Source organism: Streptomyces sp. AP-93, from assembly GCF_022808175.1.
Taxonomy (GTDB): domain Bacteria; phylum Actinomycetota; class Actinomycetes; order Streptomycetales; family Streptomycetaceae; genus Streptomyces.
Map to the genome: position 1 here is coordinate 21266 of NZ_JALGBX010000023.1, position 22118 is coordinate 43383.

A 22118-nucleotide genomic window follows, 5' to 3' on the forward strand; every position below is an offset into this window, starting at 1 on the left:
GCTGATGGTCTCGGGGACGGGGACCGAGATCGGCAAGACGGTCGTCACCTCGGCCGTCGCGGCGGCCGCGCTCGCCGCGGGTCTCTCGGTGGCCGTACTGAAGCCGGCCCAGACCGGCGTCGGCCCCGACGAGCCCGGAGACGCGGCGGAGGTCGGCCGGCTGGCCGGCCCCGCCGTCACCGCGGTGGAGCTGGCCCGCTACCCGGAGCCGTTGGCCCCGGACACGGCGGCCCGGCGCGCGGGTCTCCCCACGGTGTCCCCGGAGCGGATCGCGGAGGCGGCCCGCGAGCTCGCCCTCTCCCACGACCTGGTCCTGGTCGAGGGCGCGGGCGGCCTCCTGGTCCGCTTCGACGAGGCCGGCCACACCCTGGCGGACGCGGCCCGCCTGCTCGGCGCTCCGGTGCTGATCGTGGCTCCGGCGGGCCTCGGCACGCTCAACTCCACCGCCCTGACGGCCGAAGCCCTCCGGGCCCGGGGCCTGACCTCCCCGGGCGTGGTCATCGGCAGCTGGCCGGCCGAACCGGACCTGGCGTCCCGCTGCAACCTCGCCGACCTGCCCTCGGTCTCCGCGCTCCCCCTCCTGGGCGCGGTCCCGGCCGGGGCCGGCACCCTCCCCCCGGCCGCGTTCCGCAGCTCGGCGCCCGCCTGGCTCGCCGCCTCGCTGCACGGCACCTGGCAGGCGCCCGCGGGCTGACCCCGCCTCCGACGGCGGACCGGCGGGGGCGAGGCTCCGTAGAGCGCCTCGCCCCCGCCGGTCCGTGAGGCCGGACGGGGGAACGGGCGGTGCCGCGCGGTCACCCGGCAGTGTCGTGATGGGCAGTCACGGCGGGGCGGATGAGGATCGGGGGGTGGGCTTCCTCGTGCCGGTCCTCTTCGCGCTGTTCGCGGCGCTCAGCAACGCGCTCGCGACCGTCCTCCAGCGGCGGGCGGCGCTCACCGTGCCGCAGAGCGACGGATTCCGCTTCGGGCTGGTGCTCGACCTGCTGCGCCAGCCGCTCTGGATCGGCGGGATCCTGGCCGTGATCGCGGCCGGTGCAGGGCAGGCCGTGGCACTGGCCACGGGCGCGCTGGCCCTCGTACAGCCCCTGTTCGTCCTGGAACTGCCGCTCGCCCTCCTGATCGCCTCTCTGGTGACGCGGACCCGGATGCCGGGGCCGTTGTGGCTCGCCGTGGGAGGAGTGGTGGCCGGGCTCGGGATCGTGCTGGTGGCCGCCTCACCGACGGGGAACCGTACGGATGTGCCGGTCGACCGGTGGGTCATGGCCCTGGCCGCGTGCGCCGTGGCGGTGGCGGTGTTCGCCGTGGTTGCCCTGCGACAGCGGCCCGGCCGGATGCGGGCCGGCTGCCTCGGCGCGGCCACCGCCGTCTGCTACGCGCTGACCGCCGCGCTGATGAAGTCGGCCATGCACGTGCTCGACGAGGGCGGCCTCGGCGCCTTCCTGCGCACCTGGGAGACCTACGCCTTCGCCGCGACCGGCATCTGCGCCCTGCTGCTCCTCGAACACGCCATGCAGGGCGGCCCGCTGGTCGCCTCGCAGCCCGCGCTGACGCTCGGCGACGCGGGCGTGAGCGTCGCGCTGGGGGTGCTGCTGTACGAGGAACACCTGCGGACCCACTGGTGGTTGCTGCCGCAGCTGCTGGGCCTCTCCCTGATCTGCGCCGGAGTCCTCGCCCTGGCCCGGCACAGCGCGGGGACCGATGCCGACACGACGTGAGCCGCCGGCTCCGGCCCCTGGGGCCGCCTGTCGTCAGTGGCCTCCGCGGGGCTCCAGGCAGCCGCCCTCGACGTACATCCCGTGGGCCAGGACGGCCACCGGCGGGCCCAGCCGCCCCGTCACGCACGGGCCGCTCTCGGGAACCGACAGGACGAACGAGACGTTCACCGCCCCGGATCCGTAGACGCCCCCGCCGTCGAACCCGTACCCCAGCCCGGTCAGGACCGCACGGAGCTCCTCGGCCGTGTGCGGCGCGCCCTTCCCGCCGGCGCCGTTCATCACCGCCGCCTTGATCCGTGCGGCGTGCGCGTCACCCCGGCACCGGGCCCCGGGGGTGAGCTGCGCCTGCTGCTTGTAGGCGTGGTTCTCCGCGTACTTGCGTGCCTCGGGAGCCGTCGGCAGCTCTCGCGCCGTGGCCGCGGGATCCGTCGACGGCTCTCGTGCAGTGGCCCCGGGGCTCGCACCGCCCGTCCCCACGTCCGCGCACCGCGCCGCGATCGCGGGGAACAGCTTGTCGTGGCGCGCGACCGCGGCGGCCGCCTGCGCCGCATGGTCCACGGAGGGGGCCGCGGACGGCGCCGGGGGCTCCTGCGCACCCCCGGCGCCCGCGGTCCTCGTACCGCAGCCGGTCAGCGCGATCGCTCCGGCGGCGAGGAGCAGGGGCAGGGGGAGGACACCTACGCGGGGGCGGGGGCCGGTGCGGGGCGTCGTCACGCCGTCTCCACCAGCGGCTTGACCCAGCGCCGCCAGCGATCCTCGCGGTGGTAGCCGGCGGCGGCCCACGCCCGCTGCGCGCGCTCGTTCGATTCGAGGACCATCGCGTCACCGCGGCGGCCCCCGACGGCGACGAAACGCCGTTCGGCCGCATCCAGGAGCGCCGTGGCGATCCCCTGGCGACGACGGGACGGCAGTACGGCGAGCCGGTACAGGGACGCCCGCCAGCCGTCCCAGCCGGCGATCACGGATCCGACCAGGACCCCGTCGCATTCCGCGAGGATCAGCGCCTCGGGATCACGGGTGACGAGCCGGGTCACTCCGTCCGCGTCGTCCGTGATCGACGTGCCCTCCGCCGCTTCCTTCCAGAAGGCGAGCACGGTCTCGGCATCGGCCGGCACGGCGGCCCGTATGTGCAGATCGGTCATGGCCGGGAGCCAAGCACGACCGGCCGGTGGCCCGCCACCGACTTCCGCCCAGCGAGACGTACCGGTGTGCGCACCCGCGCCCATCTCCCGGACGCCGAGGCGGGATCGATGCGAAGATCGTTCACATACGGGCCCAGCACGGCGTCCCGGCAGCCCGGCATCGACACGGCGCCATCGGCACGACGGCATCGGCATCACGGCCACTTTGCCTTTCCTTTACCATGTAGTCAGCTGTTCCCCTCCTCCCCTCGATCGAAAGGTGTGAGCGTCCGTCCATGGGCGAGCCTCCCAGTCCCCTCCCCTCCCGTCCGCGACAGCGCGCGACACCCCTCCTCCTGGCTGATCATGGGACGGAGGTGAAGGACCGATGACCGAAGTGCTCCTGCTCGTCGTGGCGCTGCTGCTCTGCCTTGCCTGCGGAGTCTTCGTCGCGGCCGAGTTCTCGCTGACCACCATCGAGCGCAGCGAACTGGAACGGGCCGTCAAGCGCGGCGAGCGCGGCGCCGACAGCGCCCTGACCGCGGTCCGCAGCCTGACGTTCCAGCTCTCCGGCGCCCAGCTCGGCATCACGGTGACCGGCCTGGTCATCGGCATGATCTCCAAGCCCTCGATCGCCGCCCTCCTCAAGGGCCCCTTCGAGGCCATGGGCCTGTCCGCCGGAGCGGCGTCCTCCACCGCCCTGGTCCTCGGCACGGTGCTGTCGACCGTGGTCCTGATGGTCGTGGGCGAGCTCGTCCCCAAGAACTGGGCGATCTCCTCTCCGCTGGCCGTCGCCAAGCGGGTCGCCACCGCGCAGCGGGTCTTCAGCCGCGCCTTCAGGCCCCTCATCAGTCATCTGAACACCACGGCGAACCACATGGTCCGCCGGTTCGGCATGGAGCCCGCCGAGGAGCTCGCCTCGGCGCGCACGCCGCAGGAGCTGGCGGCCCTGGCCCGGCACTCCGCGAAGGCGGGCGCCCTGGAGAAGGACACCGCCGAGCTGTTCATGCGGACCTTGAACCTCGCCGACCTGACCGCGGAGAACGTCATGACCCCGCGGGTCCAGGTCACCGCCCTGGAGCTACAGACCACCGCCGAGGACGTGGCGAACGCGACGCTGGCCACCGGACTGTCGCGCTTCCCCGTCTACCGGGGCAACCTCGACAGCGTCGTCGGCACCGTCCACATCAAGGACGTACTGGCCCTGCCCGCCGAGGAGCGCCACCACCACCCCGTGTCCTCGCTGCTGCGCGAACCCCTCCTCGTACCGGAGTCCCTGACCGTGGACCGGCTGCTGGACCGGCTGTCCGGGAAGCAGACGATGGCCGTGGTCATCGACGAGTACGGCGGCACGGCCGGTGTGGCCACGCTGGAGGACATCGTCGAGGAGGTCGTCGGCGAGGTCCGCGACGAGCACGACCCGCACGAGACCCCCGACCTGGCCCCGGCCGGGGAGGACGCCTCCGGGCGCGCCCTGTTCTCCGCGGACGGCTCCGCGCGCACCGACCAGCTCGAGCGGATCGGGCTGCGCGTGCCGGACGGCCCGTACGAGACGCTGGCCGGTCTGATAGCGACCGAGCTGGGGCGGATCCCGCTGGTCGGCGACAGCCTGGAGCTCGACGGCTGGCGGCTGGACGTGGTGGACGCGAGTGGGCGGCGGGCCGCGCGGGTGCTGCTGCACGTGCCGGCCGAACCGACCCCCGGTAATGGTGTGGAGGAGACCCGATGACCGCCGTCCAGTTGCTGATCGGCCTGGCGACCCTGGTCGTCAACGCCTTCTTCGTCGGCGCGGAATTCGCCATGATCTCCGTGCGGCGCAGCCAGATCGAGCCGTACGCCGAGCAGGGCGACCGCAGGGCGCGCGCCGTGCTGTGGGGCCTGGAGCACGTGTCGGCGCTCATGGCGGCGGCCCAGCTGGGCATCACGCTGTGCACCCTGGTGCTGGGCGTGGTGGCCGAGCCGGCCATCGCCCACCTGCTGACCCCGGCGTTCGACTTCTTCGGGGTGCCGTCCGGGCTGAGCCACGCGATCTCCTTCGTGGTCGCGCTGGCCCTGGCCACGTACCTGCACATGCTCTTCGGCGAGATGCTGCCGAAGAACGTGGCGCTGGCCGAGCCGGTGCGGACCGCCCTGCTGCTGGGTCCGCCGCTGGTGGCCCTGACGCGGGGGCTGAAGCCGGTGATCTTCGCGATCAACGCCTTCGCCAACACCCTGCTGCGCCTGTTGCGCGTGGAGGTCAAGGGCGAGGTCGGGGCCACCTTCTCGGACGACGAGCTGGCCCGGATCGTCAAGGACTCCAGCGACGCGGGACTCATCGACGACCGCGCGAGCGAGCGGCTGCACGACGCCCTGGAGCTGGGGCGGCGGCCGGTGACCGATGTGGTGCTGTCGGCGGACCGGGTGGTTCCGGCACGCGAGGGCATCACGCCGGCCGGACTGGAGCGGTTGTCGGCCGAGTCGGGGTACTCCCGGTTCCCGATGATCGACGCGCAGGGCCGGATCATGGGGTACCTGCACGTCAAGGACGCGCTGGACGCGGCGGAGCGGGACGAGCCCTTCCCGGTCACCGCACTGCGGCCGATCGCGCAGGTCCGGGCGGAGACCCCGCTGGACGACGTGCTGACCGCGATGCGGCGCAGCCGTACGCACCTCGCGGCGGTGCTCGCGCCGGACGGGGTCATGACGGGGCTGGTCACGATGGAGGACGTGCTGCGCGAGCTGTTCGGCCGGCCCGCTTCGGCGTAGCGCGGCGCGTTGCGCGCGGTACGCCGGCCCCGGCCCCGGCCCGGGCCCCGGCCCGGGCCCTGCCTGCGGGGCAGGCGTACCGCGCGGTAGCATCGCTCCCGCCATGGAGATGAATGCGCGTTACACCAGTTTCGTCGCGGTCGGCGACTCCTTCACCGAGGGCATGTCGGACCTGCTCCCCGACGGCTCCTACCGGGGCTGGGCCGACCTGCTCGCCGAGCGCCTCGCCGCCCGCGAGCCGGGCTTCCGCTACGCGAACCTCGCGGTCCGCGGCAAGCTGATCGGGCAGATCGCCGGGGAGCAGGCGCCGGCGGCGGCCGCGATGGGCGCCGATGTGGTGACCCTGGTCGGCGGGCTGAACGACGCCCTGCGCCCCAAGGTGGACATGGGCCGGGTGCGCGGGCACCTGGAGGAGGCCGTCGGCTTGCTGGCGCCCTCCTGCGGGACGCTGGTCCTGATGCGCTCGCCGGGCCGCAACGGCCCCGTGATGGAGCGTTTCCGTCCGCGCATGGAGGAGCTCTTCGTCATCATCGAGGAGCTCGCCGCACGGCACGGCGCCCTCGTGGTCGACCTGTACGGGTCCTGCGCGCTCGGCGATCCGCGGATGTGGGACGTGGACCGGCTGCACCTGACGGCCGAAGGCCACCGCAGGGTCGCGGAGGCGGTCTGGCAGACCCTGGGCCTGCCGCCCGAGGCGGACTGGAGCGCTGAACTGCCGCCCACCGCGCCTCCGGGCTGGGCCCCGCGCCGCTCGCAGGACCTCAGCTTCGCCCGGCAGCACCTGCTCCCCTGGGTCGGCCGCCGTCTGACGGGCCGCTCCAGCGGCGACGGCCGGCCCGCAAAGCGCCCGGAACTGCTGCCGTACGAGGCTCCGCCGGTCGACCGGCTCGTGTAGCCCGCGGGGCCCGCGCCCTCCCCGCGCCCTCCCCTCGTCCGCCCTCTCCCGCTCTCGTAGCAAGGCACAATCCCGGCCGGGTCCCCTACCTGCGTAAACGCACAGCCGAGGCCCAAGTAGAATCCATCCACGTGACTGCCAAGCCCCGCATCCCCAATGTCCTGGCCGGCCGCTACGCCTCCGCGGAGCTCGCCGTCCTGTGGTCCCCCGAGTACAAGGTGACGCTGGAGCGGCGGCTGTGGCTCGCCGTGCTCCGCGCCCAGAAGGATCTCGGCATCGAGGTCCCCGACGAGGCCCTCGCCGACTACGAGCGCGTCCTGGAGACCGTCGACCTCGCCTCCATCGCCGAGCGCGAGAAGATCACCCGGCACGACGTGAAGGCCCGCATCGAGGAGTTCAACGCCCTCGCCGGCCACGAGCACGTCCACAAGGGCATGACCTCCCGCGACCTCACCGAGAACGTCGAGCAGCTCCAGATCCGGCTCTCGCTGGAACTGGCCCGGGACCGCACGGTCGCCGTCCTCGCCCGCCTCGGCAAGCTGGCCGGCGAGCACGCCGAGCTGGTCATGGCCGGCCGCTCCCACAACGTCGCCGCTCAGGCGACCACCCTGGGCAAGCGCTTCGCCACCGCCGCCGACGAGCTGCTGGTCGCGTACGGCCGCCTGGACGACCTGCTGACCCGCTACCCGCTGCGCGGCATCAAGGGTCCCGTCGGCACTTCGCAGGACATGCTCGACCTGCTGGGCGGCGACGCCGCGAAGCTGGCCGACCTGGAGCAGCGGATCGCGGCCCACCTCGGCTTCGGCCAGGCCTTCACCTCGGTCGGCCAGGTCTACCCGCGCTCGCTCGACTACGACGTGGTCACGGCCCTGGTCCAGCTGGCCGCGGCACCCTCCTCCATCGCCAAGACGATCCGCCTGATGGCCGGCCACGAGCTGGTGACCGAGGGCTTCAAGCCCGGCCAGGTCGGCTCCTCCGCGATGCCGCACAAGATGAACACCCGCTCCTGCGAGCGCGTGAACGGCCTGATGGTCATCCTGCGCGGTTACGCGTCGATGACCGGCGAGCTGGCCGGCGACCAGTGGAACGAGGGCGACGTCTCCTGCTCCGTGGTCCGCCGGGTCGCGCTGCCCGACGCGTTCTTCGCCCTCGACGGCCTGATGGAGACCTTCCTGACGGTCCTCGACGAGTTCGGCGCCTTCCCCGCCGTGGTGGCCCGCGAGCTGGACCGCTACCTCCCCTTCCTCGCCACCACCAAGGTCCTGATGGGCGCCGTGCGGGCCGGAGTGGGCCGCGAGTCCGCCCACGAGGTCATCAAGGAGCACGCGGTGGCCTCCGCCCTCGCCATGCGCGAGCAGGGTGCCGAGCGCAACGAGCTGCTGGACAAGCTGGCCGCCGACGACCGCATGCCGCTGGACCGGGCCCAGCTGGACGCCCTGATGGCCGACAAGCTGTCCTTCACCGGCGCTGCGGGCGACCAGGTCGCCGTGGTGGTCTCGCGCATCGAGGAGATCACCAAGGAGCACCCCGAGGCCGCGGGCTACACCCCCGGGTCGATCCTCTGACCCCCGAAGAGCTGAACGCCGCCCGCGACCGCGTCCTCCCGGACGTGGTCGCGGGCGGTCTTCGTGTCCTCTTCTGCGGCATCAACCCGGGCCTCCTCTCCGCCGCGACGGGCCACCACTTCGCCCGCCCCGGCAACCGCTTCTGGCCGGTCCTCCACCTGTCGGGCTTCACCCCACGGCTCCTGTCCCCCGACGAGCAGGACGAGTTGCCGACCTACCGCCTCGGCATCACGAACGTCGTGGCCCGCGCCACGGCCCGCGCCGACGAGCTGAGCGCCGAGGAGTTCCGCGAGGGCGGTCGCATCCTGACGGCCAAGGTCGAACTCCTGCGCCCCCAGTGGCTGGCCGTGGTCGGAGTCACCGCCTACCGCACCGCCTTCGGCGAGCGAAAGGCCCTGATCGGCCCCCAGGAGCGCACCATCGGTGCCACCCGCATCTGGGCCCTCCCCAACCCCAGCGGACTCAACGCCCGCTGGACCGCCGGGTCCATGGCCCAGGAGTACGCCCGCCTGCGCGCGGCCGCCGAGGGCCCGGGGCCGGCCGACGCCGGACCGTAGAACACCCTCGCCCCGGGTCCGGTGGGACGTCTACTCTCCGGGGATGATCATCAAGCCGGTAGAGCTCGTGATATTCGACTGCGACGGGGTTCTCGTCGACAGCGAGCGGATAGCCGCCCGCGTACAGGTGGCCCTGGGAGCGGAGCTCGGCTGGCTCCTCACCGAGGCCGAGGTCGTCGAGCGGTTCATCGGGCGCTCCTCCGTCTCCATCCGCGAACAGATCGCCGAACGGCTCGGTCCGCGGACGGCCGCCCTCTGGTGGGACCTGTTCGAGGAACGTCACCGGGAGGCGGTGGACCGCGGCCTGTCCCCCGTCGAGGGGCTGCCGGAGGCGCTCGACGCGATCGCCCTGCCGACGTGTGTCGCTTCCAGCGGCTCGCACGAGAAGATGCGGCACACCCTCGGCCGCACCGGCCTCTACGAGCGGTTCGCGGGGCGCATCCACAGCGCCACCGAGGTCTCCCGTGGCAAGCCGGCCCCGGACCTGTTCCTGTACGCCGCCCGGCGGATGGGCGTCGATCCCGCCGCTTGCGCGGTCGTCGAGGACAGCCGGCCCGGCGTCCAGGCGGCCCGCGCCGCCGGGATGCGGGCCTTCGGCTACGCCGGCGGGCTGACCCCCGCCGAGCAGCTCGAAGGCCCCGGCACCGTCGTCTTCGACGACATGCGCCAACTGCCCGGCCTCCTCGCCGGCCACTGACCCCGCCGAGCGGCCGGGTGCTCCGTGGCCGCCCGAACGGACCGGCTCGGCGGGGAGCCCATCCGCCCGGGAGCCGGTCGGTCGAGTCGGTCCGCGCTGCCCGGACCACCCGCTTCCCGGAGGCCGGGCAGCCGGTCCGGAGTCAGGCGTCCCGCCGCCGCACCGACAGCCATCCGCCGGTCACCGCGACGAGCGTCCACAGGGCAAGCACCCCGAGACCGGCCCAGGGGGCGAGGCCCACCGAGGTGTCCAGCCGCATCATCATCTGGCCGGCACGGTCCGGCAGGTACCCGGCGACGCCGTCGGACGCCTGGCCGAGAACGAACGACAGGATCAGCACGAAGGGTATGAGCAGGCTCAGGACGGCCGAGGCACTGCGCAGTACCGCCGTCAGTCCGGCCGACAACAGGGCCATCAGGGCGAGGTACACACCGCAGCCGAAGATCGCACGGTAGGTACCCGGGCTGCCCAGTTCCAGGGTGTACGGGCCCATGAACGCCTGCCCGCCGACGAACGTGGCCACTGCGGTGAGCTGCCCGACCAGGAAGGCCAGCCCTCCCACCATGGCCATCTTCGACAGGTAGAGCCGCGTACGGTTCGGCACCGCGGTCAGCGACGTCCGCAAGGCGCCGTTGTGGAACTCCGAGGAAAGCGCGGTCGCACCGAAGGCGAAGGCGGCGATCTGGCCGAAGTTGAGGCCGTAGAAGGCTGCGAGGAGAGGGTCCTCTCCCATGCTGCCCTCCTCTGCCGTGCCGATCAGGGAGGCCGTCAGTACCTGGATGCCCACCGTGGCGGCGAAGACGGCTATCAGCGCCCCGAAGGTGCCGCGCAGGGACCGTATCTTGATCCATTCCGAGTGCAGGACGGGGACGGTGGGCAGAGCGGTGCTCATGGGGAGGCCTCCTTGGAAGGGACGGGTCAGAGGGTGGCGGCGAACTGGGCGCTGTCCGCCGTGAGATCGAGGTAGGCCTGCTCCAGGGAGGCCCGCTCGTCGATCAGTTCCAGCATCGGGATGCCTTCTCGAGCGGCGATGACGCCGAGCTGCTCGGCCTGCATGCCGTCCACGGTCCACCGCCCGCCCTCGGCGCTGACCAGTTCGAAGTCGTCCCGGGCCAGCGTGGCCCGGAGCCGCATGGGGTCCGTGGTGCGCAGCCGCACCCTCGGGGTGCTGCGGGCGTCGATGAACTCCTCTATGCAGGTGTCGGCCAGCAGCCTGCCCTGCCCGAGCACGATCAGGTGGTCGGCGAGGGCGGCGGTCTCGGTCATCAGGTGGCTGGAGACGAGGACCGTGCGCCCCTCGGCTGCCAGGCCGCGCATGAGCTCGCGGATCCAGATGATGCCCTCGGGGTCGAGGCCGTTGGTGGGCTCGTCCAGGAGCAGCACTTCGGGGTCGCCGAGCAGTGCGGCCGCTATGCCCAGGCGCTGGCGCATGCCCAGGGAGAAGGTCTTGATCCGCCGCTTGGCGGCCGAGGCTATCCCGGACTGCTCCAGGACCGCCTCCACCCGGCTCATCGGGATGCGGTTGGCGGCGGCGAGGAAGCGCAGGTGGTCCCGGGCCGTGCGGCCGCCGTGCGCCGACTGGGCGTCCAGCAGGGCCCCCACCCGGTGGAGGGGATCGGGCAATTCGGTGAACCGCCGGCCGCCGATGGTGGCCGTACCGGAGGTGATCCGGTCCAGGCCCAGCAGCAGCCTCATCGTGGTCGACTTCCCGGCCCCGTTGGGTCCGAGGAATCCGGTGACGCGGCCGGGCATGACATCGAAGGTGAGGTGGTCCACGGCCCGGGTCCGGCCGAATTCCTTGGTCAGTTCTCGGATCTCGATGCTGTTCATGTCTCAAGGTTCGCCGCCGGCCCCACCGCTCTTCCTCCCCCATGCGAGGGTTCCTCCTCCCCCACGTGGGGGAGGAGCCGCACCGCCCCGAACTGCGACGATGAGGGGATGCACCGACTGTTCCGCGCCGCGCTGCGCCCAGTGACCTACTCGCGCTGGGTGCATCTGTGCGTGCCCGTCCTGATGTTGGCCGTCTGGATGTTCATAGGGCCCGAGGCTCCGTGGGTGCCGCTCGTCCTCGTGATACCGCTGGGACTGCTGCCCTGGATGCGGGTGGCCGAAGGACTCCAGGCTCAGTTCCTCCTCACTCCCTCCGAGCGCAATGCCCGGGGCACGCGGGAGTCCGAGGAGAACAGCTTCAGCACCGTCGGCTCCCAGACGTGGAGCGACCGCTGGCGTACCTTGCTGTGGCTGGAGATACGGCTCGTCTTCTCCTTGGCCGCGATGCTGGCCACGGTGTGGCTGCCGATGCTGACGGTCCAACTGGTCACGGCCGGACTCGGCAGCCGGGCCACCTCCGAGAATGTGATACCCGCCGGCTTCCCCGTCTGGGCGGCGTGGCTGCTGGCTCCGCTGCCACCGGTCCTCCTGATCATCGTCGTGGTCCTGCTGGGCGACGTGATCACGGCCATCGCCCGCCGGCTGCTGGGGCCTTCGGCCGCGGAACGGCTCACCGCGCTGGAGGTGCGGACCGAGCAGCTGTTGGAGCGCACCCGCATCGCGCGGGAGCTGCACGACTCCATCGGGCATGCGCTGACCGTGGCCGTCGTCCAGGCGGGGGCCGCCCGGGCGGCGGGCGACCCGGAGTTCACGGACCGCGCGCTGAGCGCGATCGAGGAAACGGGCCGGGCCGCGCTGGAGGACCTGGACCGGGTGCTGCGCGTCCTGCGGGAGTCGGGTCAGCGGCCCTCCCCCCGGCCGACCCTGGCGGAGGCCGACCGGCTGCTCGAGTCGGCGCGCGCCTCCGGAGCCACCGTCGACGCGCAACTGATCGGACCGCTCGACCAGTTGCCCGACGCGGTGAGCCAGGAGGGGTACCGGATCCTGCAGGAGGCGCTCACCAATGTGCTGCGGCACTGCGGTCCCGTACCGGTACGGGTGCGGATCGGCATGGTCGCGGACCGGCTGGACCTGGAGGTGACCAATCCGCTGCCGGACCGGCCCTCCGTCATGACCGGCGGCGGCACCGGACTGCGCGGGATGCGGGAGCGGGCCGCGCTGCTCGGCGGGGAGACCGAGACCGGGCTGCACAAGGGGGGTTGGAGGGTGCGTACGCGGCTGCCGCTGGAGCGCATACGCTGACCGGATGCCGGTTACCGTACTGCTCGTCGACGACGAACCCCTGGTGCGCGCGGGTCTGCGCGCCGTCCTGGACGCCCAGCCCGACATCGAGGTGATCGGCGAGGCCGCCGACGGCGCCGCGGTGGTTCCGCTGGTGCGGCAACTGCGCCCCGATGTGGTGGCGATGGACGTGCGGATGCCGCTGCTCGACGGGATCGAGGCGACCCGGGCGGTCCTGCGGAGCGTGGACTCGCCGCCGAAGATCCTCGTGGTCACCACCTTCGAGAACGACGAGTACGTCTACCAGGCGCTGCGGGCCGGCGCCGACGGGTTCCTGCTGAAGCGGGCCCGCCCGTCGGAGATCGTGCACGCGGTCCGCCTGGTGGCGGAGGGCGAGACGCTGCTCTTCCCCGCGGCGGTCCGCTCACTGGCCGCCGAGTACGGGAACCGCTCTGCGCGGACGGTACTGGAGCGGGCGGCTCTGACCGAGCGCGAGGAGGCCGTCCTCCGCCTGATGGCGAAGGGGCTGACCAACATCGAGATCGCCCGCGAGCTGATCGTCGGCACGGAGACGGTGAAGTCCCACGTCAGCGCGATTCTGGCGAAGCTGGGGGCGCGGGACCGGACCCAGGCCGTGATCACCGCGTACGAGTCCGGGTTCGTCGCTCCCGCGTGACCGGCCCACGAGGGGAACATCGGATTCCGGCCGATGGGGGGCTGCTTCTCGCCGCCGCGCCCGGTGCGCAGTACGATCCGGCTGACAAGCTCGCTAGCTGGGAGGACACACGTTGGGGCAGCTGACCGGCGGGGACCCCTCTCTGCTGCGGCGGATCAACTCCGCCGTGGTGCTGCGGGCCCTGCGCGCGGCCGAAGCGCCGACGCTCACTGACCTCACCCGGGTCACCGGACTCTCGCGGCCCACCGTAGAGGGAGTCGTCGAAGGGCTCATCGGGACGGGTCTGGTCGTCGAGGCGGGCGCCGAGGAGGGTGCGCGGCGCCAGGGGCGCCCGGCCAGACGGTTCCGCTTCCGCGCGGAGGCGGGGCACCTGCTCGGCGTGGAGATCGGCGCGCACCGGATCGCGGTGCTGCTGTCCGGGCTGGACGGCCGGGTGATCGGCGCCGGCACCAAGGAGGTCGCCGAGACGGCCTCCGCCGACGAACGGCTCGAGCGGGTCCGCGGTGCGGTGGCCGACCTGCTGCGCCGTGCCGGGGTACCGCGGGACTCCCTGCGGGCGGTCGGCGTGGGCAGCCCCGGGATCGTGGAAGCCGACGGCACCGTCCGCCTCGGCACGGCCCTGCCCGGCTGGACCGGCCTGCCGCTCGGGGAACGGCTCCGGCGCTCGTTCCGCTGCCCGGTACAGGTGGAGAACGACGCCAACGCGGCGGCGGTCGCCGAGCACTGGAAGGGCGCCGCGACCGACACCGACGACATGGTCTTCGTGATGGCCGGGCTCAGCCCCGGAGCGGGCTCCCTGATCGGAGGCCGGCTGCACCGCGGGTTCGGCGGGGCGGCCGGGGAGATCGGCGCACTGCACCTGCTGGGGCGCGAGGTCACACCCGAGAAGCTGCTTTCGACCACCGGCGAACCGCTGCACCCGCTGGACGAGCGGGCGGTGGCGGAGGTCTTCGCGATGGCCAAGCGCGGGGACGTGGGGTCGGTGGCAGCGGTGGAGCGGTTCATCCAGCGGCTGGTCCACGACGTGGCCGCGCTGGTCCTGGCGATGGATCCGGAGCTGGTCGTGGTCGGCGGCTGGGCGGCCGGGCTCGACGGGGTGCTGGATCCCCTGCGCCGGGAACTGGAGCGGTACTGCCTGCGCCCGCCGCGCGTGGCGCTGTCCCTGCTGGGCGAGGCGGCGGTGGCCACGGGAGCGCTGCGGCTGGCGCTGGACCACGTGGAGGAAGAGCTGTTCGCGGTGGAGAAGACGGTCACCGCCCGCCGCCGCTGATCCTTCCGGGGCGGTACGGATGCCTGCCCCGCCGGGGGTTGTGGATGGGCGTACACGCCGCCGCTCAGAGCTCGGCGCGCCCGCCGCCATCCTGGTCCCGGTCCCGGTCCCGGTCAGGGATCCTGACCGGGCGGTGCTGGCCGGTCCACCCGCCGCCCCGGACGTCGGTCCGGGCGAGGTGCGGCGTTGCGATGCGAGGTCCCCTGCCCGCCCTTCGCCCGTTCCCCGGGCTCTGCCCGGACCCGGTCCTCAAACGCCGGACGGGCTGAGGGTGGTCCGGGCCTACCCCCGGGGCCTGCCCCTGGGGCCTGCCCCAGGGGGCGCCGCATCGAGGCGTGAACGGCCGGCCCGTGGGGCCACCACTTCGAGGCGGCCCCGGTCAGGCCCCGGTCAGCAAGTGGTCAGGACGCGACCCGCGCGTCGTGCGTGATCTGCACGTCGCCCGAGTCGCCGAAGGTCAGCCGGCACGTGTCCGCCCGGTAGGTGGCCACCGAGACGGCCGCCGTGCCCGCCACCGTGAAGTAGCGGGTGGTGACCAGCAGGACCGGGGCGCCGGGCAAGCGGTCCAGTTCCTTCGCGTCCTCGGCGCGGGCGGATCCGAGCTCCACCGAGCGGTCCTGGCCGTCGAGGACCAGCTTCTGCAGTTCGCGCATGACGGCGCGGGCGCGCGCCGGACCGGCCGGGGCGTCGATCGCGGAGAGGCCCGGCACCGAGGAGGCCGGCACGTACAGCAGCTCGGCGGCGAGGACCTGGCCCTGCTCGACGCGGCTCCGGCGCACCGCGAGCACCATCTCGCCGGGGGCGCTCCCGAGGAGCTTCAGGAGAGCGGGGGTCAGCACGGCCTCCTCCGCCGCGTCCACGGGCTCCCACCCGTCGATGCTCTCGCCGGGCCAGCTGTGCTGCGACGCACTGCCGACGTCGACGCCCACGCGCGGCGGGGCGACGGTGGTGCCGACGCCGCGGCGGCGCTGGAGGCGGCCTTCGAGCTCGAGCTGCTCCAGGGCCTGGCGCAGGGTCGCCCGGGCGACGCCGAAGCGGGCGGCGAGCTCGCGCTCGTTCGGCAGGATCTCGCCCACGGCGAAGTCCTGGTCGAGCGCCTCACTGAGGACGGTCTTGAGGTGCAAGTACTTCGGCTCAGGCACCGATTCGAGCTGCGTGGTCCCCACCCTGACTCCTCCTGCTATCGCCGCACTCGCCGTGTTCCAGCGGGAGTTCCGCGCCTTTGTTTATTAAAGGTTCCTGCACTATGCCTGCGACGATAGGACGGCGCATCCCCTTGGTCAAGACCAATGCTCATCCCTTTGCCGGGCAGATCGGGCATATGCGTCAAGCTGTTCACGGGATGTTCGCGAGCACCGCGGAAGGCACGCGGAAGACGTCACGGAAGTCACCCCGAAAGCACCCCGAAGGCCAAAGTTCGCCCCCAGGGGCTACCAGGCGGTAACCAACCGGGAGACACTACTGACAAGCCGTCTCACACGAGCGCCGAAGCCACCCGACGCCCGACTCCGGACGCCGACGCCGACGCCCGACCCCGACCCCCGACGAGGAGCAGCATGACCGCCACGGTCTCCTTCACGATCGATTCGCCCCTGGGCCCCCGCACCACCACCGCCGCCTACGAGCGCAAGGGCGCGGGCGAGCCGCTCCTGCTGCTCCACGGCATCGGCCACCACCTCCAGGCCTGGCACCCGGTGACCGACGTCCTGGCCGCCGAGTACGACGTGATCGCCGTCGACCTGCCCGGCTTCGGCGTCTCGGAGCCGCTGCCGCACGGGGTTCCGTACGATCTGGGCACCGTGGCCTCGGCGCTGAGCGCGCTCTGCGCGGCGCTCGGCATTGAGCGGCCGCACGTCGCGGGCAACTCCCTCGGCGGGCTGCTCGCCCTGGAGATGGGGCGCGTCGGCCTGGCGCGCTCGGTCACCGCCCTCTCCCCCGCCGGGTTCTGGTCGGAGGGGGAACGCCGCTACGCCTTCACCGCACTGCGCGCGATGCGCGCCGGCGCCGGGGCGCTGCCCCGCTCCGCCGTGGAACGGCTCGCCCGCAGCGCCGCCGGACGCGCCGCGCTCACCGGCAGCATCTACGCGCGCCCGGGCCGGCGTTCGCCCGGATCCGTGGTCGCCGAGACCCTCGCCCTGCGCGAGGCCTCAGGCTTCGAGCAGACCCTCGCCGCGGGCGGCTCCGTACGGTTCACCGCGGATCTGCCGGGCCTGCCCGTCACCATCGCCTGGGGCAGTCGCGACCGGCTGCTCCTGCGCCGCCAGGGCGTCCGCGCGAAGCACACCATCCCCGGCGCACGCCTCGTACGGCTCCCCGGCTGCGGCCACGTCCCCATGAACGACGACCCGGCCCTCGTCGCCCGGGTCATCCTGGACACAACCAAGCTCGCCTGATGGGGCGTTGACGGGCCGTCTGCCATCCGCATCAGTGTTCACGCATGGTTCGCGTGCGCGACGCGGGCGGTCCGGTGTGCGGCCGGTGTACGGCGGCACACTGGTCCGGCCCGTCCCCGCCGGCCTCTGGAGACGCACCGATGGCACCTCTGCCGCACACCCGACGCTCCCTTCTCGGCGGTTCCCTCGCCGTTCCCGTGGGCCTCGCCCTGTCCAGCGCCCTGACGGGCGCCGCCCTGACTACTCCCGCCCACGCGGCGGCGCCCGCCTTCGCCCGATCGGGCCGCCCGAACGCCTTCTGGGGTGTCCAGTCCGGCGAGATCACCGCCCACTCGGCCACCGTCTGGACGCGGTCCGACCGCCCCGCGTGGATGTACGTCGAGACCTCCCCGAGCGAGTCGTTCCGCTACGCCGTCCGCCACCACCGCGGCCCGCTGCTCGGCCCGGACACCGACTTCACGGGCACCACCACCCTGCGCGAACTCCCGCCCGGACAGCAGATCCACTACCGGGTGCTCCTCGCCGACCCCGACGATCCGCGTCGCACCGGCGAGCCGGTCCACGGCACCTTCCGGACCACCCCCGCCTCCCGCCGCCGCGACGTGCGCTTCCTGTGGTCCGGGGACCTCGCCGGTCAGGGCTGGGGCATCAACCCGGAGCTCGGCGGCTACCGCGTCTTCGACGAAATGCGGCTGCGGAACCCCGACTTCTTCCTCTTCAGCGGGGACACCATCTACGCCGACGGGCCGATCCAGGCCTCCGTACCGCTGCGCGACGGAACCCTGTGGCACAACGTGACCACCGAGGAGAAGGCGAAGGTCGCCGAGACCCTCGCCGAGTTCCGGGGCAACTTCCGCTACAACCTGCTCGACGGCAACCTCCGTGATTTCAACGCCCAGGTACCGGTCCTCGCCCAGTGGGACGACCACGAGGTGCGCAACAACTGGTACCCCGGCCAGATCCTCGACGACCCCCGCTACACCGTGAAGGACGTGGACACCCTCGCCGGCCGGGCCCGCCGGGCCTTCGGGGAGTACTTCCCGGTCACCGACCTGCGCGGCGGCCGCGACGAGGGCCGGATGTACCGGGTCATGCGCTACGGCCCGCTGCTCGACGTGTTCGTCCTCGACATGCGCACCTACCGCGACGCGAACTCCCCCGGCCGCCAGACCGACGACCCCATCGGCATCCTCGGCCCCGAGCAACTGGCCTGGATCAAGCGCGAGCTGTCGCGCTCCCGCGCCACCTGGAAGGTCATCGCCGCCGACATGCCGCTGGGCATCGTGGTGGCCGACGGGGCCGCGAACTTCGAGGCCGTCGCCCAGGGCGACCCGGGCGCGCCGCTCGGACGCGAACTGCAGATCGCGGAGCTGCTGCGCCACATCAAGCACCAGCGCATCACCGGCACCCTCTGGCTCACCGCCGACGTGCACTACACGGCCGCGAACCACTACGCGCCCGAACGGGCAGCCTTCACCGACTTCGCACCTTTCTGGGAGTTCGTCTCCGGCCCCATCGGCGCGGGCGGTTTCCCCTCGGGCCGGCTGGACGCCACCTTCGGCCCGGAGATGGCGTACGTCCAGTCCGCGCCCTTCGCCAACATGTCCCCGTCCGAGAACCCCCCGTACTACGGAGAGGTCGAGATCGACGGGGACTGCGGCGAGCTCACCGTCCGACTGCGGCGCCAGGGAGGCGGCGTACTCTTCACCCGGACCCTGCAGCCCGGACGGGTGGGGCAGTAGGCGGAAGCCACGGCGGGCGGCCCGTCGACACGCCGGGATCTGAAATCGGCCGGAAAACAGGGCGAAATCGGCCAGATGGATCCTTAACCAGTCGGTCACAGATCGTTCGTGATCACGCAACACCCCTGCGTCACAGTGGTCTGCATGACTGAGCGTATTCCTGCCTCTGCCCAGCGTCCCCACCGTCCCCACCGCCACCACTGGCGCCGCGACGTCGTCGAGCTCGCCGCTCTCTTCTGCGCCGTCGCGGTCGCCGACGCCATCGCCAACCTGGTGGTGCACGGTCCCCGGGGCCCGGTCCTGCTCGTGGCCTCGGCCGTCGCACTCCTGATCACGGCGGCGTTCCACACCTGGTGGGCACGCCGCCACAGCCATGCGCCGCCGCCCACGGACACCGCGCCCACGGAACCTGCCACGGCGACGGACGCCAACGCGGACGGAACGGCCGGTACGGCCGATACGGCCGGGGCCGGTTCGGACACCGCGCTGACTTCCGCCCTGTGGCGGATGCGGACGACCGTGCGCGACGAGCCCGGCAGCCTCGCCGCGCTCTGCATCGCACTCGCCCGGAGCGGGGTCGACATCCTGACCCTGCAGACGCACCCGCTCCCCGAGGGCGGCACGGTGGACGAGTTCCTGCTGCGCGCCCCGCAGCAGCTGCCCTCCGCCGACCTCACCCGGGCCATCGCCGGCGCCGGCGGCCACAGCACGTGGATCGAGCGCGCCGACGCGCACGACCTGGTCGACACCCCGACCCGCGTCCTGGGGCTGGCCACCCGCACCGCGCTGGACGCCGCCGAGCTGCCGCTCGCCCTGCGCCAGCTGCTCGGCCGGTGCACCATCCACTCGATCCCGGCGACCACCCTCTCCGGGCGCCCCAACGCCGGCGCCGACGCGCCCGTCGAAGGCGTCCTGGAGGCCACGGTCATGCGGCTGCGCGACCCGTCCGGCGGTGCGATCACCATCGAGCGGCCCTACCTGCCCTTCACCCCGACCGAGTTCGCCCGCGCCCGCGCGCTCGTCGAGCTGGACGCCCGGCTCGGACCGCGGGTCCCCCGCAGCCGGGACGTACTGACCCTGCCCGAAGGCAACGAGATCACCGTCCGCCGCGCCGACGGCTCCGACCTGCCCGCGGCCCGTGCCATGCACGACCGCTGCTCGGAACGCACCCTCGGCCTGCGCTACCACGGCCCCGTCGCCGACGCCGACCGCTACCTCGGGCACCTGCTGAGCCCGCGCTTCGGCCGCACCCTCGCCGCGACCACCGCCTCCGGCAAGCTCGTCGCCCTCGGCCACCTGCTCTGGGACGGCGACGAGACCGAGGTGGCGCTGCTCATCGAGGACGACTGGCAGCGCCGCGGCATCGGCTCCGAACTGCTGGGCCGCCTGATCGGGATGGCCGTCGAGGCCGGATGCGACAGCGTCTACGCCGTCACCCAGGCCTCGAACACCGGCATGGTCGCCGCCATGCGCGGTCTCGGCCTCCCCCTCGACTACCAGATCGAGGAAGGCACCCTGGTGATCACGGCCCGGCTGGACGCGACCCCGGTCAGCTCCCGGCTGCCGTACGAGCTCCCGGGCGAACCCCGCGGCGTGCCCCGCAGCCAGCCGTGAGCCGGCCCCCGATTCCGACGCCAGCCCCAGCCCCAGCCCCAGCCCCGACTCCGAGCCCGAGTCCTCGACGAGTTCACCTCGCGCCGGGAAGTCGCCCGGGTGGAGACCATGCTGATCTTCCAAGATTGGGATTGCGGGCCGCTGCCGGCCCCTACGTCAGCAGGCTGAGGAGCTTTGGTGATGACGCGGACCCGTCCCGCATACGAAGATGGCCGCATGTCAGACATCATCACCAGTGACAGCTCAGCACGGCTGCCCCGCCAGGTCGCCGATGCCTACGTCGACGACCTCATCGCCATCGACCCGATCACGGGCACCTATCTCGGTGTCGCCGCGAGCTCCGGCAAGCTCCCGGACCTCTCCCCCGCGGGCCGCGCGGCGGCCGCCGAACTCATCCGCACCACCCTCGCGCGCCTCGACGCCGCCGAGCGGCAGCCGGGCGCCGACAGCGATGTCGAGCGCCGCTGCGCCCGGCTGCTGCGCGAGCGGCTCACCGCCGAACTCGCCGTCCACGAGGCCGACGAGGACCTGCGCGCGGTCAGCAACATCCACTCCCCCGCGCACTCGGTCCGCGAGATCTTCTCCCTGACCCCGGCCGAAACCGACGAGGACTGGGCCGCGATCGCCGAGCGGCTGCGCGCCGTGCCCGCCGCCTACGCGGGCTACCGCGAGTGCCTCGCGCTCGGCCTGGAGCGCGGCCTGTTCGGGAGCCCGCGCCCCACCGCCACCTTCATCGAGCAGCTCACCGCCTGGGCCGGCGAGGGCGACGGCGAGGGCGAGGGCGAAGCCGAGGGCGCCGAGAGCGAGGGCAAGGACGGCTACTTCGCGGAGTTCGCCGCCGCCGGCCCCCAGGCGCTGCGCACCGAGCTCGACGCGGCTGCCGCGGGCGCGACCGCCGCCGTCGTGGAACTGCGCGACTGGATGCGGAACGTGTACGCCCCCGCGGTCGAGGGCAAGCCCGACCCGGTGGGCCGCGAGCGCTACGCCCGCTGGTCGCGCTACTTCAACGGCACCGACCTGGACCTGGACGAGGCGTACGCCTACGGCTGGTCGGAGTACCACCGGCTGCTGGCGGAGATGAAGACCGAAGCCGCCAAGATCCTGCCGGACGCCGGTCCCTGGGAGGTGCTGAAGCACCTGGACGAGCACGGCACCCACATCGAGGGCGTGGACGAGGTCCAGGCCTGGCTCCAGGGCCTGATGGACGAGGCCATCGAGAACCTCGACGGCACCCACTTCGAACTCGCCGAGCGGGTCAAGCGCGTGGAGTCGCGCATCGCCCCTCCGGGCGGCGCCGCGGCCCCGTACTACACGAACCCCTCGGAGGACTTCTCCCGTCCGGGGCGCACCTGGCTGCCCACGATGGGCCAGACCCGGTTCCCCGTCTACGACCTGGTCTCCACCTGGTACCACGAGGGCGTTCCGGGCCACCACCTCCAGCTTGCGCAGTGGACGCACGTCGCGGACCAGCTCTCCCGCTACCAGGCCAGTGTCGGTCTCGTCAGCGCCAACGCCGAGGGCTGGGCGCTGTACGCGGAGCGGCTCATGGACGAGCTGGGCTACCTCAAGGACGCCGAGCAGCGGCTCGGATACCTGGACTGCCAGATGATGCGCGCCGCGCGGGTCATCGTGGACATCGGCATGCACTTGGGTCTGGAGATCCCCGCGGACTCGCCGTTCCACCCGGGCGAGCGCTGGACGGTGGACCTGGCGCAGGAGTTCTTCGGCCTGCACAGCGGCCGGCCGGGCGACTTCGTCGAGAGCGAGCTGACCCGCTACCTGTCGATGCCGGGCCAGGCGATCGGCTACAAGCTGGGCGAGCGTGCCTGGCTGCTGGGCCGTGACAACGCGCGTGCCGCGCACGGCGACTCCTTCGACCTGAAGGCCTGGCACATGGCGGCGCTGTCCCAGGGTTCGCTGGGCCTGGACGACCTGGTGGACGAGCTGTCGAAGCTCTGATCACCTGACGCGCACCACGTCCGGACGGCCGGACGGACGGACGGACGGGCCGGCTCCC

At 73.0% G+C, this 22118-nt stretch carries 20 protein-coding genes and 1 pseudogene; 16 read left to right on the forward strand and 5 right to left on the reverse strand.

Annotation, left to right across the window (positions count from 1 at the left end):
* The first annotated feature begins 4 nt into the window (after window positions 1-4).
* On the forward strand, window positions 5-694 hold the full coding sequence (gene bioD / locus MTF69_RS31440) for a dethiobiotin synthase (protein WP_279346517.1): 690 nt from the start codon (window positions 5-7) through the stop codon (window positions 692-694).
* Between the two features lie 154 nt (window positions 695-848).
* The gene (locus tag MTF69_RS31445; RefSeq protein ID WP_243339623.1) at window positions 849-1715 is read left to right on the forward strand and encodes a DMT family transporter; all 867 of its coding nucleotides are present in this window, start codon (window positions 849-851) and stop codon (window positions 1713-1715) included.
* A 33-nt stretch (window positions 1716-1748) separates the two neighbouring features.
* Here MTF69_RS31445 and MTF69_RS31450 read toward each other — a convergent pair whose 3' ends face one another.
* Both MTF69_RS31450 and MTF69_RS31455 read right to left on the reverse strand, forming a co-directional pair.
* Window positions 1749-2429, reverse strand: coding sequence for a hypothetical protein (locus tag MTF69_RS31450; protein WP_243339624.1), 681 nt, complete (start codon window positions 2427-2429; stop codon window positions 1749-1751).
* Window positions 2426-2857 carry a GNAT family N-acetyltransferase gene (locus tag MTF69_RS31455; RefSeq protein ID WP_243339625.1) on the reverse strand — a complete coding sequence of 144 codons (432 nt, stop codon included), beginning with the start codon at window positions 2855-2857 and terminating at the stop codon, window positions 2426-2428. The genes MTF69_RS31450 and MTF69_RS31455 overlap by 4 nt, the downstream gene beginning before the upstream one ends.
* Window positions 2858-3224: 367 nt before the next feature.
* Between MTF69_RS31455 and MTF69_RS31460 the strand changes: the two genes are divergently transcribed.
* The 6 genes from MTF69_RS31460 to MTF69_RS31485 all read left to right on the forward strand — a co-directional run bounded on the left by MTF69_RS31460 (window position 3225) and on the right by MTF69_RS31485 (window position 9295).
* Window positions 3225-4565 carry a hemolysin family protein gene (locus MTF69_RS31460; RefSeq protein WP_243339626.1) on the forward strand — a complete coding sequence of 447 codons (1341 nt, stop codon included), beginning with the start codon at window positions 3225-3227 and terminating at the stop codon, window positions 4563-4565.
* The gene (locus MTF69_RS31465; protein WP_243339627.1) at window positions 4562-5581 is read left to right on the forward strand and encodes a hemolysin family protein; all 1020 of its coding nucleotides are present in this window, start codon (window positions 4562-4564) and stop codon (window positions 5579-5581) included. The genes MTF69_RS31460 and MTF69_RS31465 overlap by 4 nt, the downstream gene beginning before the upstream one ends.
* Before the next feature lie 103 nt (window positions 5582-5684).
* Entirely contained in the window at window positions 5685-6476 is a 792-nt protein-coding gene (locus MTF69_RS31470) for an SGNH/GDSL hydrolase family protein (RefSeq protein WP_243339628.1), read from the forward strand.
* A gap of 131 nt (window positions 6477-6607) precedes the next feature.
* Entirely contained in the window at window positions 6608-8041 is a 1434-nt protein-coding gene (purB, locus tag MTF69_RS31475) for an adenylosuccinate lyase (RefSeq protein WP_243339629.1), read from the forward strand.
* Window positions 8038-8598 (forward strand): G/U mismatch-specific DNA glycosylase, encoded by a 561-nt coding sequence (mug, locus tag MTF69_RS31480; protein WP_243339738.1) that lies wholly within the window; start codon window positions 8038-8040, stop codon window positions 8596-8598. Before purB ends, mug begins: the two co-directional genes overlap by 4 nt.
* 46 nt (window positions 8599-8644) lie before the next feature.
* Complete coding sequence (locus MTF69_RS31485; RefSeq protein WP_243339739.1) at window positions 8645-9295, forward strand: HAD family phosphatase; 651 nt, start codon at window positions 8645-8647, stop codon at window positions 9293-9295.
* A gap of 142 nt (window positions 9296-9437) precedes the next feature.
* Here the strand turns inward: MTF69_RS31485 and MTF69_RS31490 are convergent, their stop codons facing one another.
* The gene (locus MTF69_RS31490; RefSeq protein WP_243339630.1) at window positions 9438-10187 is read right to left on the reverse strand and encodes an ABC transporter permease; all 750 of its coding nucleotides are present in this window, start codon (window positions 10185-10187) and stop codon (window positions 9438-9440) included.
* Window positions 10188-10213: 26 nt separating this feature from the next.
* Window positions 10214-11125, reverse strand: a complete 912-nt coding sequence (locus MTF69_RS31495) for an ABC transporter ATP-binding protein (RefSeq protein WP_243339631.1) — start codon at window positions 11123-11125, stop codon at window positions 10214-10216.
* 108 nt (window positions 11126-11233) lie between these two features.
* On the opposite strand from MTF69_RS31495, the gene MTF69_RS31500 reads away from it, so the two are divergent.
* From MTF69_RS31500 to MTF69_RS31510, 3 genes are all read left to right on the forward strand, one after another.
* Window positions 11234-12427, forward strand: a complete 1194-nt coding sequence (locus MTF69_RS31500) for a sensor histidine kinase (RefSeq protein ID WP_243339632.1) — start codon at window positions 11234-11236, stop codon at window positions 12425-12427.
* Window positions 12428-12431: 4 nt separating this feature from the next.
* Window positions 12432-13082, forward strand: coding sequence for a response regulator transcription factor (locus MTF69_RS31505; RefSeq protein WP_243339633.1), 651 nt, complete (start codon window positions 12432-12434; stop codon window positions 13080-13082).
* A gap of 112 nt (window positions 13083-13194) precedes the next feature.
* Window positions 13195-14352: an ROK family transcriptional regulator gene (locus tag MTF69_RS31510; protein ID WP_243339634.1), complete on the forward strand. Its 1158-nt coding sequence runs from the start codon at window positions 13195-13197 to the stop codon at window positions 14350-14352.
* A gap of 401 nt (window positions 14353-14753) precedes the next feature.
* Here the strand turns inward: MTF69_RS31510 and MTF69_RS31515 are convergent, their stop codons facing one another.
* Complete coding sequence (locus MTF69_RS31515) at window positions 14754-15518, reverse strand: GntR family transcriptional regulator (protein WP_243339635.1); 765 nt, start codon at window positions 15516-15518, stop codon at window positions 14754-14756.
* 390 nt (window positions 15519-15908) lie between these two features.
* Between MTF69_RS31515 and MTF69_RS31520 the strand changes: the two genes are divergently transcribed.
* From MTF69_RS31520 to MTF69_RS31540, 5 genes and pseudogenes are all read left to right on the forward strand, one after another.
* Entirely contained in the window at window positions 15909-16745 is an 837-nt protein-coding gene (locus tag MTF69_RS31520; RefSeq protein WP_243339636.1) for an alpha/beta fold hydrolase, read from the forward strand.
* Window positions 16746-16885: 140 nt separating this feature from the next.
* Window positions 16886-18487: an alkaline phosphatase gene (locus MTF69_RS31525; RefSeq protein WP_243339637.1), complete on the forward strand. Its 1602-nt coding sequence runs from the start codon at window positions 16886-16888 to the stop codon at window positions 18485-18487.
* A 144-nt stretch (window positions 18488-18631) separates the two neighbouring features.
* Window positions 18632-20101, forward strand: coding sequence for a GNAT family N-acetyltransferase (locus MTF69_RS31530; protein WP_243339638.1), 1470 nt, complete (start codon window positions 18632-18634; stop codon window positions 20099-20101).
* Between the two features lie 48 nt (window positions 20102-20149).
* A pseudogene (locus MTF69_RS31535) lies at window positions 20150-20269 on the forward strand (Lrp/AsnC family transcriptional regulator); the annotation flags it as partial.
* A 48-nt stretch (window positions 20270-20317) separates the two neighbouring features.
* Window positions 20318-22060, forward strand: coding sequence for a DUF885 domain-containing protein (locus MTF69_RS31540; protein ID WP_243339639.1), 1743 nt, complete (start codon window positions 20318-20320; stop codon window positions 22058-22060).
* The last annotated feature ends 58 nt before the right edge of the window (window positions 22061-22118 follow it).